The sequence below is a fragment of the Ectobacillus polymachus genome (genome assembly GCF_048159605.1).
GTDB classification, from domain to species: domain Bacteria; phylum Bacillota; class Bacilli; order Bacillales; family Bacillaceae_G; genus Ectobacillus; species Ectobacillus polymachus.
Genome location: NZ_JBLREB010000003.1, coordinates 122,033 through 139,376 on the forward strand (window position 1 = coordinate 122,033; position 17,344 = coordinate 139,376).

Consider the following 17,344-nt stretch of genomic DNA (forward strand, 5'->3'; position numbering starts at 1 on the left):
AGAACGAAAAAGGAGTGTATACATGTTAAAAAGAGGATCAATCGAAACTGTAACCGTGATTCGTGAAACGGATATTGGATATATGGTCGGAAATGATACGGAAGAAGTGTTTTTACATAAAAATGAAGTAATGGGCGAAATTGTGGAAGGAGACAGTATTTCTGTCTTTTTATACTATGACCATCAAGGACGTGTTGCCGCTACGATGAAGACGCCTTATGTTACAACCGAAGCCTATAGCTTTGCAAAAGTTGTGAAGGTTATACCTCGTACGGGAGTATTTGTTGATATTGGTGTTTCTAAGGATATTCTAGTACCAGAAGATGAGCTACCTGGTTTTAAAGGGGTATGGCCAAAAGAAGGAGACGAGCTGTATTGTCGATTAAAGGCAACACATACGGATCGTCTTATCGCTATAGTAGCGACTCCTGAAATCTTTAACGAAGCTTCTGTATCAGCAACTCCATCTATGCTAAATAAGAGCGTAAGCGGCCGTGTTTTTAGAACGATGCATGTAGGCTCTAATGTGTTTACCGATGAACATTTTATTGGCTTTATTCATCAGTCACAACGTAAGGACGAGCCGCGCTTTGGAGAAAGAATAACGGGCCGCATCATTGATGTAAAGGAAGATGGAACGGTTAATATTTCTCTTCTGCCACGTAAACAAGAAGGAATCGAAGCAGATAGCGAGTTTATTTATTTGTATATGGAAGGCCGCGGCGGTGCAATGCCGTTTTGGGACAAGAGTTTACCTGAAGATATACAAGAACGCTTTGGTATGAGCAAGGCCGCATTTAAGCGAGCTCTTGGCAAGCTGATGAAGGATGAAAAGGTGTATCAAGAAGAAGGATGGACTTATTTTAAAAAATAACTCCTTATATAGAAAAAGGCTGCGCCAACTGGTGCAGCCTTTTTTGTAATGGTAGTATACATCCCGCTTTAACGGGCAGTAAGACCCCCACTTCAAGGATTAGTAATCGGAGAAGACTAAGTGGGGGACAACTGCCCGTAAAAGTCCGATTGGTTCAACTAACCCTAGGTGGGGGATGAGAAACCCCCCACCTAGGGAAGTTTCACTTTATTACAAATGATCTGTTTTTTCAGAGTAAGAGTGTTTTCCAATTGCTGCGTTCTGCCGAGTCTGTTCATTTTTTTTCTCGCGCTTAGCTTGGTTATCCTTTGCCTTCTTGTCGTTATCGCTTGTTTTTGCCACGGTTCTTAACTCCTTTTATTAGATTACGTTTAGCTTTTCCGTTTCCGCATAGACTATGTATAAGAATATGGGAAAGGATGAGTCATGTGAAGGAGAGGAAACAAGGATATTTCGAAATGGTGCAAAAGCTAATCATTGTAATGATAAGTGGGATATTAGGGGCAATTGGAATGAATTTGTTTTTAATTCCTGCGAATGTGTATGCGAGTGGATTCACTGGGGTAGCACAATTGCTTTCTCGTATACTTCAAGATTATGCCCATCTTCCCATTTCTACAGGAATGCTATATATATTGTTAAATATTCCTGTTGTTTTGGTGGCATGGAAGCAAGTAGGCAAATCGTTCACATTATTTAGCTTTTTAAGCGTTGTGTTTACTACTTTGTTTTTAGAACTTATTCCAGTACGAAGCGTGTCAGATAATATTATTTTGAATGCTATATTTGGCGGTGTAATTGTTTCTATCGGTACAGGATTAGCCTTGAAGTGGGGAGCTTCAACGGGAGGATTAGATATTGTAGCGATGATTGTGTCTCTTAAAAAGGGAAAGCCTATTGGAACGTATTTCCTCATGTTTAATTCGGTTATCATTCTTAGTGCAGGTGCACTATTTGGCTGGGAAAAAGCATTGTATACGCTCTTGTCTTTATATGCCTCCACCCGAGTAATTGATGCGATTCACACGCGTTATGTTAAACTGACTGCTTTTATTATTACGAAACAAGGGCAGGAGTTACGGAAAGCCATTCAGTCTCAGCTTGTTCGCGGCATTACCACCATTCCTGCAACAGGTGCGTATACGAACGAGAAAAAGGAAGTGCTTATGATTGTGTTTTCTAGGTATGAGCTATATGAATTAACAAAGATTATCAATTCCGTAGATCCAAGTGCCTTTACGAATGTTGTTCATACGGAAAGTGTATTTGGTTTGTTTCGAAAGGAGTAAAAAAAAGAGGGCTGAATAACCCTCTTAGTGAATATGTTCGATCTCGTGTAATTGCTGCTGTAATTGTCGTAATTGGTGTTTTTCAGCCGTCGATGAATGATGATAGGCAGAGGAAAGAGCGTTTTTTGCTTGTTCAAGAAGCATAGTTTGCTCTTGACCGTCAGTGCTCTGAACAGCTCTTGTTACTGCTTCTCTTGCTTGTTGGAAGAGCATGTTTCCCATTAGAAACCTCCGAAAGAAGAATTTCTCATTTTTTGTTTTTCTGCTTCAGCGAGAGTATGGCGGTAAGGAAATTGTTCATCATGCTTACTTACAGAATCAGAACCTTGCTGGATAAAACGTTTTGACTTATTTTTTTTACCCATCACGATTTCCTCCCTTTTTTCGAACAAGTTTGCGAAAACGGTGAATGACACATGTATATGTGTCAAGTATAGTATGTGAAGCGAGAATGAAATTATTATAGGAAGTTACTTACAAGCCCAGTAAATCCTCTAAATAAACAGCAATTCCATCTTCTTCATTAGATAGTGTTATTTCATTGGCAATAGACTTCAGCTGATGAATCGCATTGCCCATTGCAACACCACGACCTGCAAACTCAATCATTTCAAGATCGTTATTTTCGTCTCCAAACGCAATTACATTTTCTTTTGGAATTCCATAATAATCGGTTAGCTTTTGCAGACCAACAGCTTTGTTCATGCCGCTCTTTACAATTTCAATGATGCGCCATGGACTTGCCCAGCGTCTATGGTCAATTACTTCTGCATGCGCAGATGATAAATGCTTTCTAATCTTTTCTACATCCGATTCCTTTGCATCAATAAGGAGACAGGTTGGATCATTATCTAATTTATTAAGCAAATCACCTGTATAAATTTTCGGTGCGCCTAATTGAAAAATATGGTTAAGACTTTCATCTGCATAATTTGCGTATACATCATCACCTACTTCTGCATACATATTTTTAATACCGAATTGTGAGCATGCTTCAATAATTTCCTTCGATGTTTTAAGATGTAAAGGAGTATGGTGCATACCCCACGAAGGATCTAGAGGATGATGAACATAAGCTCCATTAAAATTTACAATTGGTGTATCGAGCTGCAATTCATGATAGTATAGACTACTGGCACGGTATGGTCTACCGGTAGAAATGACTACTATATGTCCTAATTCACGTGCCTTTTGCAGAGCTATCTTTGTTCTCAAGGAAATCGTTTGATTATCTTTCAATAAAGTACCATCTAAATCAATTGCAATTAAATGTTTACTTGTCATCGTTTCACCTTTTAGGTAAGTATTTGGAATCTTAACTTCATATTACGTTTTTTCCATCAGAAATGTCTAGACAATATAATAGGGTTGGTCAAGAAAAAATACATATATTTATGAAAAAATATGGAAATTATGTACACTTTGTGAAAGGGGTTACATTTAAAAAAGAAAGCGCTTATAATGAGAAAGTAATCTTCTCGTATAAGTTGTTTGACTCTCCTTATAGCTGACCTCCTAGGTCAGTTTTTTTTTTCTTCAACATAACTTCGTATTTACGGGACATACTAAGGTATAACAAGGAAAAGGAGAGAGTAGTATGGGACAACAGCATCGCTTTAGACCAGGGCAAAAAGCTCCTAATAATGGGGTGTATGTAGAAGTTGGAGAAACCGGAAGTATGGTGAAAGACCCGCAAAAAATATCACTCGAAGCTGGTGACACCTTTCCAAGTGTGAGTAATCATAATAGACAATGGACCTATAAACGGAAACCATAAAGAAATGCTGTCTCTTCAAAAAAAGAGGCAGCATTTTTATTGTAAAATTTACAAAACGGAATATAATAAAAAATGTAAAGGTCAAAAAAGGTCAAAGTGAAAGAAGGGAATGCATATGGATTTCAATCAAATGACGCAAAAGACACAGGAAGCGGTTGTCAGGGCGCAAAAGATTGCAGCATCTCATCATCATCAAGAGGTGGATACCATCCACATTCTTTCCGCATTATTGGAGCAGGGGGATTTAGCGTATCGTTTACTTACAAAGCTAGGCGTTGCAATGGATTCATTTACACAAGAAGTTCAAATGATACTTTCGAAGAAACCAAGTGTCACAGGAGCGGGTACAGAAGCAGGAAAGGTGTATATTACATCAAATGTAGAGGGACTTTTTTTAAGAGCCGAGCAAGAAAAAAATCATCTACAGGATGACTATCTATCCGTTGAACATGTAATGTTAGCGCTTTGTGATGAAAAGAAAAATTATGATATGGTTCATTTACTAAAATCATTTCACATAACAAAGGAACAGATGCTTAAAGAATTAATGGAAATAAGGGGGAATCAGCGCGTGACGAGTCAAAATCCGGAAGCTACCTATGAAGCATTGCAAAAATATGGTCGTGACCTTGTACAAGAGGTACGGCAAGGAAAAGTCGATCCTGTTATCGGACGCGACAGTGAAATTCGTCGTGTCATTCGTATATTATCAAGAAAGACGAAAAACAATCCCGTTCTGATTGGGGAACCAGGTGTAGGGAAAACTGCTATTGCAGAAGGTCTTGCCCAGCGTATTGTTCGTAAAGATGTTCCGGAGGGATTGAAGGACAAAACAGTGTTCTCGCTTGATCTAAGCTCTCTCGTTGCTGGTGCGAAATTTCGCGGAGAGTTTGAGGAACGCCTGCAAGCTGTTTTAAATGAAGTGAAAAAAAGCGAAGGACGAATTTTACTATTTATCGACGAATTGCATACTATCGTTGGGGCAGGGAAAACAGAGGGTGCGATGGACGCTGGCAATATGCTAAAGCCAATGCTTGCTAGAGGTGAGCTTCATTGCATCGGTGCTACAACTTTAGATGAATATCGAAAATATATCGAAAAGGACCCAGCGCTTGAGCGTCGTTTCCAACAAGTACTTGTAGAAGAACCAACTGTCGTAGATACGATTTCGATTTTGCGCGGGCTAAAGGAACGGTTTGAAATTTATCATGGTGTAAATATACATGACCGTGCATTAGTAGCAGCAGCAACACTATCTGATCGTTATATTTCCGATCGTTTTTTACCAGATAAGGCGATTGATTTAGTAGATGAAGCATGCGCTACCATTCGTACCGAAATTGATTCTCTGCCAACAGAGCTTGATGAAGTAACACGTAAAATCATGCAGCTCGAAATTGAGGAAGCTGCTCTTAGTAAGGAAAATGACGACAGCAGCAAAAAACGGTTGGAAGCTTTGCGCCGTGAATTAGCAGATTGGAAGGATAAATCCCATACCATGCAGGCGCAGTGGCAGCAGGAAAAGGATGAAATTCAACATGTGCGGGATTTACGTAAGCAGTTAGAAACTCTTCGCCGTGAGCTAGAGGAAGCAGAAGGTAAATACGATTTGAATAAAGCAGCGGAATTACGTCACGGACGTATTCCTGCTCTTGAAAAGGAACTAAAGAAAGCGGAGCAAGAAACAGAAACGAAACAAAGTGAAAGTCGTCTTCTTCGTGAAGAAGTAACAGAAGAGGAAATCGCTGCAATCGTTTCTCGTTGGACAGGCATTCCAGTAACGAAATTAGTAGAAGGGGAACGGGAAAAACTACTCCGTCTAGAAGATATCTTATCCCAGCGTGTAATTGGCCAAGAAGAAGCAGTTGGCCTTGTAGCAGATGCTGTACTTCGAGCAAGAGCTGGAATTAAGGATCCGAATCGTCCAATTGGTTCATTTCTATTCTTAGGTCCTACGGGTGTAGGGAAAACAGAGCTTGCTAAAACACTTGCACAGTCGCTGTTTGACAGCGAAGAACAGATTATTCGAATTGACATGTCTGAATACATGGAAAAACATACGGTATCACGTCTCGTCGGTGCACCTCCTGGGTATGTCGGATATGAGGAAGGCGGTCAGCTGACAGAAGCGGTACGTCGCAAACCATATTCCGTTATCTTATTGGATGAAATTGAAAAAGCTCATCCGGAGGTTTTTAATATTTTATTGCAAATGTTAGATGATGGACGCATTACAGATTCTCAAGGAAGAACGGTTGATTTTAAAAATACGGTTATTATCATGACATCGAATATTGGTTCTCATTATTTGTTAGAAGGTCTCGCAGAGGATGGTACCATTAAAGAGGAAGCACGTGAGCAAGTGTTAAATCAATTACGGCAGCATTTCCGTCCGGAATTTCTAAACCGTATTGATGAGACCATTCTGTTTAAACCGTTAACGACGAAAGAAGTCATTCGTATTATTGATAAGATGATTCATGAGCTTAGCGAGCGGCTGGAACAACGAAATATTATCCTTACCTTAACAGATGAAGCAAAGCAATTGATTGCTGACGCAGCCTTTGATCCTGCATATGGAGCAAGACCGCTAAAACGATATATTCAACGACAAGTGGAAACGAAGCTAGCACGGGAGTTAATAGCGGGTACCATTCAGGATGAAAGTACAGTTGTTATTGATGCCCAAAACGGAGAGTTAGTTGTAGAAACAAAGTAAGGAATAAAAGCAAAAAAAAAGAAGGCTGACAAGGTGTCAGCTTTCTTTTTTAATGTTGTTCTGAAGGTTCGTTTGGCACTAAGCTTCCAATGAAAAGAATTAATACCGAAATCACAACCGACATAATCGTGGATTGTGTAAAGTCATATGTAGTCTGTGTCATACTGCTAATTACATAGCTTGCCATTTGCACAAGAACGAATGACCAGAAAAAAGAAGCAATGTATTTCATATTCTATACACCCCTATTGTTTCATTCTTCATTTATTGTAACACAAATAAATCTAGAATATAAAAATTATTTTTACATAAAGGCAAAACGTACTTTAAGGCATACATTAATAGTAGAAAATATGTCACGATGGCCAATAAGGCGGGGATGGAATGAACATAAATGAACGCTTCTTCACATTAGAAAACGAGCCATGTGTCGTCCATTTGTCAGAAAGACCAAATGGATTTGGAATTCTGTTGCTTGGTGATTATAATCATTTTGTTGATAATGGTACAAGTTTATGGATGCAGCATGAAGGGAAATCAAAGCTGTTAGAGGGACTTCTTGCGAAAGGATATACGATATTTACTTCCAATTTGTATGGCCGGCATTGGGGTAACGATCAGGCGGTTACGTTAGCGAAGCGATTGTGCCATGTTGTAAGGAAAAAGGAAATTTTAAATGAAAAAATTCATATGATAGCAGAGGGGATGGGTGCTCTTGTCGCATTGCAAATCATGCATTATGTGCCGTCTACGATTCGCTCGGTTGTAATGCTCAATCCATGCTTACATCTTCCGCGTCATATGGAACTGGAAAAAGAACATAAATTTTTTTATAAACGGCTCATGCGAGAGCTCCGAAGCGCCTATCATTCTGAATATAACACGATGGAGGATATTTCTTCTAAAACGTTTTTAAAGTATCCTTCCAAGGTTCCGGTAAAAGTATTGGTCCCGATTCATGAAAAAAATGAACGTAAAAAAATTATCCGTGATTTTGAACAATTTCATAGTAAAACTGGCGAAATATCTCTTCTCTTCTATTTTCCTGAAAGTAAATATGAAATGGCAGATACGATCAGTCGATTTTTTCGAAACAATGAAAAATTGTAGCGAGTATCTTACATAAGGACTCGTATATAAAAAAGTAGTAAATCGCTAGGAAAGGAGGAGGAAAATGAAACGTGTGCTGGTAGTAGGAGCATTTACTTTTATAGGATTTACTGTGGTGAAACGATTGTTACAAGAAGGTGTTGAGGTAATAGGTCTTGACCAAGAACAGCCGGAGCACCTTTCGAAATGGAATGAGGAAAAGTTGATGTTAATTGGAAGAAACTCGAATTTTACCTATTATAGCATGCATGATCGAGAAGAATTTGCGAAGGATGTTGATACCATATATATTTGTTACTGTGAGCCGGATAGGAAGGATTATGACGAATTTGATATCCAATCTATGTTAGATCTTTGTCAAAGTCATTCTATTCGGCTTGTGCTGCTTTCTTCTATTTCTAAATCTTATCAAAGACTAGAGGAACAAGTGACCACAGTTACCAACCATATTATTCTTCGTGTTCCAACTGTATATGGGCCTTGGCAGCCAAGCTCTATGGTCTTTCAACAATTATTAGAGGCAGAACTAAGACAAGATACGATTACCGTTCATGTGAATGAGTGCATAGATGATGCAGTTTTTGTTGAAGATGTAGCTGAGTGCATGCTGTTATGCGGGACATCGAATTGCTGTGGTACATTTCATATCGAGAGTAATGAAAAGGGAGCATGGGAGCAAGGACTTGCAATTCTTCAAGGGGGGAATACGATTGTTTTCCCGAAAGAAAGTGAAACGTTAGAAAGGAATGTACCCTTTACGTATAAACCTACGTACCTGGTAGAGACTGGAATACAAGAGCAAAAGAATCATGTGATGAAATATAGGTATTTGTATACCTCTAATACATGAATAATAAGGTTTATTCCACTGAGAAATTATGGATGCACGAAACCACTTTTTCTAGACAAATAGATTTTTTTTCGTTAAAATTAGTACCAAGTCATAATAATTGATATAAATTGGAGGGGTGCAGTGTGAATGCAGGAATTGTAGGAATCGGCAGATACGTACCGGAAAAGGTGCTTACAAATCTCGATCTTGAAAAGATGGTAGATACATCAGATGAATGGATTCGTACTCGAACAGGAATTGAAGAGCGACACATTGCTGCCGATGATGAAGATACATCAGATATGGCTCTAAAAGCAGCTGAAGAAGCGATAAAAGATGCAGGAATTAGTCCAGAAGAAATTGAACTTATATTAGTTTCAACTGTAACGCCTGACCGTCCATTTCCGTCCGTTTCATGTATGATCCAAGAAAAGCTTGGAGCAAAGAATGCTGCGGCAATGGATATTAGCGCTGCATGTGCTGGGTTTATGTACGGGATGATTACAGCGAAGCAATTTATTGAAACAGGAACATATAAACATGTATTAGTTGTTGCCGTAGAAAAACTATCGAAAATTACAGATTGGACAGATCGTAATACGGCCGTCTTATTTGGAGATGGCGCTGGAGCTGCTGTTATAGGTCCAGTTTCCGAAGGAAGAGGAATTCTTTCTTTTGAGCTTGGTGCCGATGGCAGCGGTGGTAAGCATTTGTATGAAAATGAAGAAAAACATATTGTTATGAACGGTAGAGAAGTATTTAAATTTGCTGTTAGACAAATGGGAGACTCTGCAATTAAGGTGATTGAAAAAGCAGGTCTTACGAAAGAAGATGTAAATTTCCTTGTACCACATCAAGCAAACATTCGCATTATGGAGTCGTCCAGACAACGTCTTGACCTTCCTGAAGAGAAAATGAGTAAAACGGTTGCGAAGTATGGCAATACATCGGCATCTTCTATTCCGATTGCGCTTGTAGAAGAGCTAAACAATGGTATTATCCAGGATGATGATGTTATTGTGCTTGTTGGATTTGGCGGCGGTCTAGTATGGGGCGCGGTTGCTATTCGCTGGGGAAGATAATTGTAAAAGGAGTGTATGATAAGTTATGGAACGCAAACGTGTTGTTGTTACAGGATTAGGAGCAATTACTCCGGTTGGAAATAATGTAGAAACTTCTTGGAACAGTATTATTAATGGCGAATCAGGAATTGGTCTGCTTACACGACTAGATGCAAGTCAATTTCCTGCTAAAGTAGCTGCAGAAGTAAAAGACTTCCAAGTTGAAGAGTTTATCGATAAAAAAGATGCACGTAAAATGGATCGGTTTACACAATTTGCTGTTGCAGCTGCAAAAATGGCTGTAGAGGATGCAAAATTAGAAATTACGGAAGAAAATGCGCCGCAGATAGGAGTTTGGATTGGCTCTGGAATCGGCGGTATGGAAACGTTTGAAGAACAAGTTCGTACGTTCATGGAGAAGGGAGCACGTCGTGTTAGCCCATTCTTCGTACCGATGTTAATTCCTGATATGGCAGCAGGACAAGTGTCTATTGCAACGGGAGCAAAAGGAATTAATGAATGTACAGTAACAGCTTGTGCATCAGGTGCAAACTCAATTGGTGATTCTTTTAAAGCGATTCAACGCGGAGATGCTATTGCAATGATCACAGGTGGTGCAGAAGCGCCGCTTACGAATATGGCATTTGCGGGCTTTAGTTCAGCAAAAGCGTTATCCTTTAACGAAGATCCGAAAACGGCATGTCGTCCGTTTGACAAAAACCGTAGTGGATTCATTATGGGAGAAGGATCAGGTATACTAATATTAGAAGAACTTGAACATGCGAAAAAGCGCGGTGCTCATATTTATGCTGAAATCGTAGGATACGGTGCAACAGGCGATGCCTTCCATATTACTCTTCCTGCACCAGGCGGAGAAGGAGCAGCACGTGCTATGAAGAAAGCCGTCGAAGATGCAGGCTTACGTCCTGAAGATGTCGATTATATTAATGCACACGGAACAAGTACGGATGCAAATGAAAAATATGAAACAATGGCAATAAAAGAAGTATTCGGTGAACAAGCATACAAAGTAGCCGTTAGTTCAACAAAATCAATGACAGGCCACTTGCTTGGAGCAGCTGGTGCAATAGAAGCTATTTTCTCAGTTAAGGCTATTACAGATGGAATTATTCCACCAACTATTAACTACGAAACACCAGATCCAGAATGTGACTTGGATTATGTTCCAAACAAAGCAAGAAAACAAGAAGTGAATACTGTACTTAGTAATTCTCTTGGCTTTGGCGGTCATAACGCAGCACTCGTCTTTAAAAAGTACGAATAAAAAGCAAAAAAAAGCCCTCGTTATAACGAGAACGAGGGCTTTTTTTTTTGCTTTTTTAACCTCTATCCCTATCATTTACATACAATGAAGCATAGGAAATTTAGATAAGGGGTGCCTAAGATGCCGGTTCGAAACACATACAAATGGCTCGTATCCGACTACGAAAAGCCGGAACGAATTTGTGAGCATTTTACAAAGTATATTCCTCTTACTGCTAGGGAAATATATGCGTTTCTTGTAACGCGAGGTATGTATCGTCCGTATAGAGAAGGGAGAATGGAACTAAAAAAACTTGCGGAGCAAAAGGTTTGGCTTACGGTGCAAAAAGAATTTGCAACGCTTAGGGCATGGCTTAAGGGACCAAACGTACCGATCTATATTTTACCTTCTAATGTGTGGAATCGTTATATTGAGAGGGAATACAATGGGAAAGCCGGACTTGCGCTATCATCATGTATTTTTCTGTTTGTAAGTAGTCGCACAACTAGTAAGGAGTTACAAGCTATGCTTACGCATGAGTATCATCATGTATGTAGGATTAATGCTACAAGTATGGATGAAGAAAACTGTACGTTGCTTGACACAATGATCATGGAAGGATTGGCTGAAGCAGCAGTGAAGGAGAGGCACGGAGACAAATGGCATGCTCCTTGGGTATCCTACTATACAAAGGAAGAAAGCGTCATGTACTGGAAAGAATTAAAACGCTATTATCAAGTAAAAAGGTATGAGCCTATTCATGACGCGTTATTAAACGGTACGCATAGATACCCCAAAATGCTAGGCTATGCAATTGGATATTACATCGTGCAAGATTGCATCGACCGAAAAAAACTAACAAGTACACAATTGCTTCCACTAGATGCTAAAACCATTTTACAATATGCTAAAACGTACCCACTATCTTCTAGGTAGCGGGTGCTTGAAATTTTTTCCAAAAGAAACCGGACGTTCTTCCCTTACATAACGAGGTAAAAGGGATTTTTTATATCTTCTAGATAATGGAATAAACTTCATGCTAGCTGACTATACTGATAGCTACAAACAGTTGTGAAGTGAGGGGTAGAACATGTTATATCTGCATGATGTGTGGGTTAACTGGTTTGAAGGAGAAGAAAATGGCTATAATGTATGTCATTTTTATGAATGGCGAAAGGATGATACGATCGAGCTGCTCGATCAGGTTCCACTTTTAAAGGTACATGCTGATTTGTACGATTACTTGGAAAATGAAATGTTGGACATACCAGCTGTATTACTAGAAAGCATTCATCAAAAGGCATATATTCGGAAAAATCATGAGAGATTGCAGCTTGATTATTGCTTTGTCGTTTCGAATGGCATGGATATTCTTGCTGTCGATACGATTGGATATAATATTCCGATTCGTAAAAGCAGACTGATTCCAAGGCAAGAGCAAATGGTTTACGAAATGATTGAAAATGCAGAGACGGAGTCGTTTCCTTTTCAGCAAGAACAAAAGAAGAAAGACTACCATATCTTATCGCCAGATCCTAGAATGATGAACGGTCTGACGAGAAAAGAGAGACAGCTTAAGCAGCTACTGTTCATGGCATTAGATCAACTACATACAACGAAAAATGCAGCAGAAATTCGCTATTGGTATACAGAATGGAATCCTAGAGCCTATCGTGATATTCAAGGGTTATCCTTTGACGAAGTGTGGAAGCAATTATTTGAAGAAATAAAGTATGGATGGACTGAGAAGCACGAGCAGCTATGTGAACGTCTCGTAAAGGGGCAGCCGTTCTTTGAAAAACTATGGGAAATTGAGAAGGAAATACAGCAAAAAGGATAAGAAAAAAAGACCGTCATCTAAGGTTGCATAACATTAGGATGACGGTCTTTTTTGTGTTTATCCCGCTTTAACGGGCAGTAAGACCCCCACTTTAAGGCTTAGAGAGATCGGAGAAGGCTAAGTGGGGGACAACTGCCCGTAAAAGTCCGATTCGTTCAACTAACCCTCGGTGGGGGATGAGAGAAAACCCCCACCGAGGGAAGTTTCACTTTATATTATCTACGCTTGCGGCTAAGTCCCATTGCGTTTTCTACTTTGCGAAGCTGTTTCATTGCTACGCGGTTTGCTTTATCTGCTCCAGCTTCTAATATCTCGTCAAGCTCAGGAGATGAAATCAGCTCATGAAAACGTGTTTGGATTGGTTCTAAAACATCGATAATGACTTTTGCTAGATCGGCTTTAAAATCACCATAGCCTTTTCCTTCATATTGTGCTTCTAGTTGTTCAACAGTCTTTCCGCTGCATGATGAATAAATGGTAAGTAGGTTGGAAACCCCTGGCTTGTTTTCTTTATCGTATTTTACAATGCCCTCGGAGTCTGTAACAGCACTTTTTATTTTTTTCTCGATTGCCTTCGGTTCGTCAAGAATGCTTATCGCAGCTTTTACATTTGCATCTGACTTGCTCATCTTTTTCGTTGGATCAGCAAGGGACATGACACGTGCACCTACTTTTGGCTTGCGAATTTCAGGAATCGTAAATACTTCGCGATATCGATTATTAAAGCGCTCAGCAAGATCACGAGTTATTTCAATATGCTGCTTCTGATCCTCTCCCACTGGAACGATTTCCGTATTATATAGAAGAATATCAGCTGCCATAAGCGGTGGATACGTAAGCAGCCCTGCAGAAACAGCATCTTTTCCCTTAGATTTATCCTTAAATTGCGTCATACGTTCTAGTTCACCGATGTAAGATATACATTGCAAAATCCATCCAAGCTGTGCGTGGGCTGGAACCTCTGATTGTACGAACAGTATAGATTTGTCTGGATTAATACCGCAAGCGAGATAGAGGGCAGCAAGATTGCGAATGTTTTTGCGTAATGCAATCGGATCTTGCTGTACGGTAATTGCATGTAAATTTGCAATGCAAAAATAGCAATCGTGCTCATCTTGTAACTCAACAAATTGCTTCATTGCTCCTAAATAGTTTCCAAGTGTAATTGTACCGCTAGGTTGAATTCCTGAAAATATAACTGACATTTTATGTCCTCCTTAAAAGGTAATCTCTTTTTCATACTTACTTTAAGCTTATACAACATAAAAAAGGCCCATACATCCCAATAGCTAGGGACGAATGGACCGCGGTGCCACCCTATTTATTTTGCATGAGGCGCAAAATCTCTTATTCCATAAAGAACGGCATCTGGTAACGTTAGATGAAACGCCAAAGCCTACTTTAAGGTTCGGTTTGGTGCTCAAAAGCCCATTCCATATTGCACATTTACTTGTTCTCACCGCCCACAAGCTCTCTGATAATGTAACAATATGTACTCTTCTTTCTCAGGCGCTCTGTATAAGTGACGGGATACGCTTGTCCCGCCTATTAATTAAATCCGATTATATCAAAACAGTCTCCTACCTTGCAACCTTTTTAAATTGTGAAGCTGATACAAGTGGATAGCACCGCCGTAATAACACCCGATAGTAAGATAGGATACGTAAGCGGAAAGGAATATGTTTTGTATAATATTTCCTTATCGTTTTTTCTGCCTTCGAGATTTGTAATCATTTCTTCTTCTTTTCCTTTTGTAAAAAATTTAGCCTTACGAAAGGAATAGCGCATTATATTATATCCACCTCGTTCAAATACAAATAAGAATCCACCAATAATAATAAATAAAAGTGCAATATAGAACATAATGTTAACAAAATGAAGCAAAAATAAGGAACGTTCGTATAAGAATGCTGAAATTGCAGATAGTACAATCGTGGTTAAAGTAAAGATGCTGGTTAGAACAATTCGATTCAAGTAATTCTACCTCCATATGTGAAAGCCTATAATCAACATTATACTATAGAATCCAAACAAAAAACGACGATTCATGGAAAGGGAAAATACTTGAATTGTCTTATTTCATATAAAAATCTTTGATTTTTTAGTATAAGAATATACTTATTTTATAGAATGTATAGCCATAAGTTTATCCCGTATTTAAGCATAGTAAGCTACTTATTTTTAGATGGTTAGAAAAATCAAAAATGTAAAAGTTTTTAGAAAAACCGAAAAATCAGTATTCACAATTGTTAGATTATATGTATAATTAAGTGTAACAACTGAAGGATGCTTGTCGATTTTGATGCTTCTATGGTTGTTGAGAGGCTTTTTTTGTCTTGTTAGGTAACGACTTCGAAGCTTTACAGGGGATGTGAAGTATAAGCATATTTATTATACTCGCAATAATAAATGATTGTAGAAAATTTCTTAAACTATAGAAGAAATATTCATACTATTTTGTTTTTATTTTTGTTCGTTTAAACGAATGAAAATGAATGATTTTTAATAGTTCAAGAGAGTAGATATCTGGTAGATGTGTACTCATCTTTTACTACATAAATAGAAAAGGATTATTCGGAGGGTGAATTGTTAGAACATTTCGCAAAATATAGGGAGGTGCTAGTGTGGGGCGTTATATATTTCAACGTTTCGTATACATGATTATTACTTTGTTTTTAATTACATCCTTTACATTCTTCTTAATGAAACTTCTTCCAGGTTCGCCTATACAAAACCAGGAGAAGCTTTCGCCACAGCAACGTCAAATTATCTTGGAACAGTATGGACTAAATGACCCTGTACCAGTTCAATATGGAAGATATATGGTACACCTTGTACAAGGTGATTTAGGCGTATCTTTTAAATACGACAATCGTCCAGTAACAGAATTAATTGGTACTCGTATTGGACCATCTGCATATTTAGGCTTTCAATCGCTAGTTGTAGGAACTATTTTTGGATTATTGCTTGGTATTGTTGCAGCACTCCGAAATAATACGTGGGTCGATTATACCGCTACCGTTATTTCCGTACTTGGTATCTCGATACCATCATTTGTATTTGCAGCTTTACTTCAATATTATATAGGAGTTAAACTTGAACTTTTACCAGTAGCATTCTGGAAAGGGTTCTCCTATACAATTCTCCCGACGATTGCCTTGTCAGCTCTTGTAGTTGCCAATGTTGCTCGGTTTACAAGATCTGAATTGCTTGAAGTTCTAGCTTCGGACTATATTGTTACTGCGAAAGCAAAAGGTATTAGTGAGATAGGAGTTATTATGAAGCATGCTCTTCGTAATGCATTAATACCGGTTATTACAATTTTGGGACCGTTAGCTGTTAACCTTATGACAGGAACACTTATCATTGAAGAGATTTTTGCTATACCTGGATTAGGGGCACAATTTGTTCAATCTATTATGCTAAATGATTATACAGTTATTATGGGAACGACTATTTTCTACAGTGCTTTGTTCATTCTGGTTATTTTCATAGTGGACATGCTGTACGGAGTAATTGATCCTCGTATTCGAGTTGCAGGAGGGAAAAACTGATGCCAGAACAACAATATAATCTATCACCAGATTTGTTTCAGCCTGCTAATAAAAGTGAGAAAAATCAAGAGCAATTTATTCGTCCAAGCCTAACCTATTGGCAAGATGTACGTGCACGTTTGTTTCGAAATAAAGGTGCGATTGCTGGAATTGTTATTCTTCTTATCATTTTCTTTTTTGCAGCATTCGGTCCTTCTATGAGTAAATATTCGTACAAGGATCAAGATTTAAATCGTGCGAAGCTTCCTCCAAGAATTCCAGTTCTGGAACAAGTATCTTGGCTACCATTTAACGGAACGGATCAATACGGAGTAAATCAATATGAGAAAAAAGATGTTCAAGAATATTTCTGGTTTGGTACCGATGATTTAGGCCGTGATCTTTGGGTAAGAACATGGGAAGGTACTCGTATTTCTATCTACATCGGCTTTTTAGCAGCAATTATCGATATGTTCATTGGAGTAGCTTATGGTGGTATTTCCGGCTTTTACGGTGGACGTACAGATAATATCATGCAACGTATTGTTGAAATATTGAATGGTATACCGTTTCTTATCATCGTTATTCTATTTATGCTCATCTTACAACCAGGTGTTCTATCGATTTCGCTTGCAATGGTAGTTACCGGTTGGATTAATATGTCACGGGTTGTTCGTGGTCAAATGCTGAAGTTGAAGGGACAAGAATATGTTCTTGCATCACGTACGTTAGGTGCTTCTAATGGTATGCTGATTGCAAAACATTTAATTCCGAACGTAACGGGACCGATTATCGTTATGACAATGTTCACGATCCCAACAGCTATTTATACAGAGGCGTTTTTAAGCTTTATCGGTTTAGGGATTCGACCTCCATATGCTTCCTTAGGATCTTTAGTAAGTGATGGATTTAAATCGATTCAGACCTATCCACATATGATGATTGTTCCGTCAGTCGTTATTAGTTTACTTATTTTAAGTTTTAACTTATTTGCAGATGGATTGCGCGACGCACTTGATCCAAAAATGCGTAAGTAATAGAGAAA

Annotated in this window: 19 protein-coding genes and 1 other annotated feature; of the genes, 12 read left to right on the forward strand and 7 right to left on the reverse strand. The window is 38.7% G+C overall.

Annotated features, from left to right (window positions below; genetic code table 11):
* The first annotated feature begins 22 nt into the window (after positions 1 to 22).
* Entirely contained in the window at positions 23 to 874 is an 852-nt protein-coding gene (locus ACM5BR_RS14580) for a CvfB family protein (protein WP_416828725.1), read from the forward strand.
* A gap of 210 nt (positions 875 to 1,084) precedes the next feature.
* On the opposite strand, the gene ACM5BR_RS14585 is transcribed toward ACM5BR_RS14580, so the two are convergent.
* Positions 1,085 to 1,216, reverse strand: a complete 132-nt coding sequence (locus tag ACM5BR_RS14585; protein ID WP_416828727.1) for a DUF3941 domain-containing protein — start codon at positions 1,214 to 1,216, stop codon at positions 1,085 to 1,087.
* A 116-nt stretch (positions 1,217 to 1,332) separates the two neighbouring features.
* On the opposite strand from ACM5BR_RS14585, the gene ACM5BR_RS14590 reads away from it, so the two are divergent.
* A complete protein-coding gene (locus tag ACM5BR_RS14590; RefSeq protein ID WP_416828850.1) occupies positions 1,333 to 2,163 on the forward strand; it encodes a YitT family protein in 831 nt (276 codons plus the stop codon).
* A 24-nt stretch (positions 2,164 to 2,187) separates the two neighbouring features.
* Here ACM5BR_RS14590 and ACM5BR_RS14595 read toward each other — a convergent pair whose 3' ends face one another.
* The 3 genes from ACM5BR_RS14595 to ACM5BR_RS14605 all read right to left on the reverse strand — a co-directional run bounded on the left by ACM5BR_RS14595 (position 2,188) and on the right by ACM5BR_RS14605 (position 3,447).
* Complete coding sequence (locus ACM5BR_RS14595; protein WP_416828728.1) at positions 2,188 to 2,385, reverse strand: DUF3813 domain-containing protein; 198 nt, start codon at positions 2,383 to 2,385, stop codon at positions 2,188 to 2,190.
* Entirely contained in the window at positions 2,385 to 2,528 is a 144-nt protein-coding gene (locus tag ACM5BR_RS14600) for a competence protein (RefSeq protein WP_416828729.1), read from the reverse strand. The genes ACM5BR_RS14595 and ACM5BR_RS14600 overlap by 1 nt, the downstream gene beginning before the upstream one ends.
* A gap of 109 nt (positions 2,529 to 2,637) precedes the next feature.
* A complete protein-coding gene (locus tag ACM5BR_RS14605) occupies positions 2,638 to 3,447 on the reverse strand; it encodes a Cof-type HAD-IIB family hydrolase (protein WP_416828730.1) in 810 nt (269 codons plus the stop codon).
* A gap of 313 nt (positions 3,448 to 3,760) precedes the next feature.
* Between ACM5BR_RS14605 and ACM5BR_RS14610 the strand changes: the two genes are divergently transcribed.
* On the forward strand, positions 3,761 to 3,940 hold the full coding sequence (locus ACM5BR_RS14610; protein WP_416828731.1) for a YjzC family protein: 180 nt from the start codon (positions 3,761 to 3,763) through the stop codon (positions 3,938 to 3,940).
* Between the two features lie 115 nt (positions 3,941 to 4,055).
* A complete protein-coding gene (gene clpB, locus ACM5BR_RS14615) occupies positions 4,056 to 6,659 on the forward strand; it encodes an ATP-dependent chaperone ClpB (protein ID WP_416828732.1) in 2,604 nt (867 codons plus the stop codon).
* Between the two features lie 49 nt (positions 6,660 to 6,708).
* Here clpB and ACM5BR_RS14620 read toward each other — a convergent pair whose 3' ends face one another.
* On the reverse strand, positions 6,709 to 6,891 hold the full coding sequence (locus ACM5BR_RS14620) for a YjzD family protein (protein WP_416828733.1): 183 nt from the start codon (positions 6,889 to 6,891) through the stop codon (positions 6,709 to 6,711).
* Between the two features lie 152 nt (positions 6,892 to 7,043).
* On the opposite strand from ACM5BR_RS14620, the gene ACM5BR_RS14625 reads away from it, so the two are divergent.
* The 6 genes from ACM5BR_RS14625 (at position 7,044) to ACM5BR_RS14650 (ending at position 12,766) form a co-directional block, all read left to right on the forward strand.
* Positions 7,044 to 7,769 carry a lipase family protein gene (locus ACM5BR_RS14625; RefSeq protein WP_416828734.1) on the forward strand — a complete coding sequence of 242 codons (726 nt, stop codon included), beginning with the start codon at positions 7,044 to 7,046 and terminating at the stop codon, positions 7,767 to 7,769.
* 64 nt (positions 7,770 to 7,833) lie between these two features.
* Positions 7,834 to 8,619: an NAD-dependent epimerase/dehydratase family protein gene (locus ACM5BR_RS14630; RefSeq protein WP_416828735.1), complete on the forward strand. Its 786-nt coding sequence runs from the start codon at positions 7,834 to 7,836 to the stop codon at positions 8,617 to 8,619.
* A 125-nt stretch (positions 8,620 to 8,744) separates the two neighbouring features.
* On the forward strand, positions 8,745 to 9,683 hold the full coding sequence (locus tag ACM5BR_RS14635; RefSeq protein ID WP_416828736.1) for a beta-ketoacyl-ACP synthase III: 939 nt from the start codon (positions 8,745 to 8,747) through the stop codon (positions 9,681 to 9,683).
* Between the two features lie 25 nt (positions 9,684 to 9,708).
* Positions 9,709 to 10,947, forward strand: a complete 1,239-nt coding sequence (fabF, locus tag ACM5BR_RS14640) for a beta-ketoacyl-ACP synthase II (RefSeq protein ID WP_416828737.1) — start codon at positions 9,709 to 9,711, stop codon at positions 10,945 to 10,947.
* A 120-nt stretch (positions 10,948 to 11,067) separates the two neighbouring features.
* Positions 11,068 to 11,862, forward strand: a complete 795-nt coding sequence (locus ACM5BR_RS14645; RefSeq protein ID WP_416828739.1) for a DUF2268 domain-containing putative Zn-dependent protease — start codon at positions 11,068 to 11,070, stop codon at positions 11,860 to 11,862.
* Between the two features lie 154 nt (positions 11,863 to 12,016).
* Entirely contained in the window at positions 12,017 to 12,766 is a 750-nt protein-coding gene (locus tag ACM5BR_RS14650; protein WP_416828740.1) for a YjbA family protein, read from the forward strand.
* A 215-nt stretch (positions 12,767 to 12,981) separates the two neighbouring features.
* On the opposite strand, the gene trpS is transcribed toward ACM5BR_RS14650, so the two are convergent.
* Together trpS and ACM5BR_RS14660 are read right to left on the reverse strand one after the other, a co-directional pair.
* Positions 12,982 to 13,971 (reverse strand): tryptophan--tRNA ligase, encoded by a 990-nt coding sequence (gene trpS, locus ACM5BR_RS14655; protein ID WP_416828742.1) that lies wholly within the window; start codon positions 13,969 to 13,971, stop codon positions 12,982 to 12,984.
* A gap of 83 nt (positions 13,972 to 14,054) precedes the next feature.
* Positions 14,055 to 14,283 (reverse strand) — a binding site (T-box leader).
* A gap of 79 nt (positions 14,284 to 14,362) precedes the next feature.
* Positions 14,363 to 14,740, reverse strand: a complete 378-nt coding sequence (locus tag ACM5BR_RS14660; protein ID WP_416828743.1) for a DUF3899 domain-containing protein — start codon at positions 14,738 to 14,740, stop codon at positions 14,363 to 14,365.
* Positions 14,741 to 15,390: 650 nt separating this feature from the next.
* On the opposite strand from ACM5BR_RS14660, the gene opp3b reads away from it, so the two are divergent.
* On the forward strand, positions 15,391 to 16,320 hold the full coding sequence (gene opp3b / locus ACM5BR_RS14665; protein ID WP_416828744.1) for an oligopeptide ABC transporter permease: 930 nt from the start codon (positions 15,391 to 15,393) through the stop codon (positions 16,318 to 16,320).
* Positions 16,320 to 17,336 carry an oligopeptide ABC transporter permease gene (gene opp3C, locus ACM5BR_RS14670; protein ID WP_416828746.1) on the forward strand — a complete coding sequence of 339 codons (1,017 nt, stop codon included), beginning with the start codon at positions 16,320 to 16,322 and terminating at the stop codon, positions 17,334 to 17,336. The genes opp3b and opp3C overlap by 1 nt, the downstream gene beginning before the upstream one ends.
* The last annotated feature ends 8 nt before the right edge of the window (positions 17,337 to 17,344 follow it).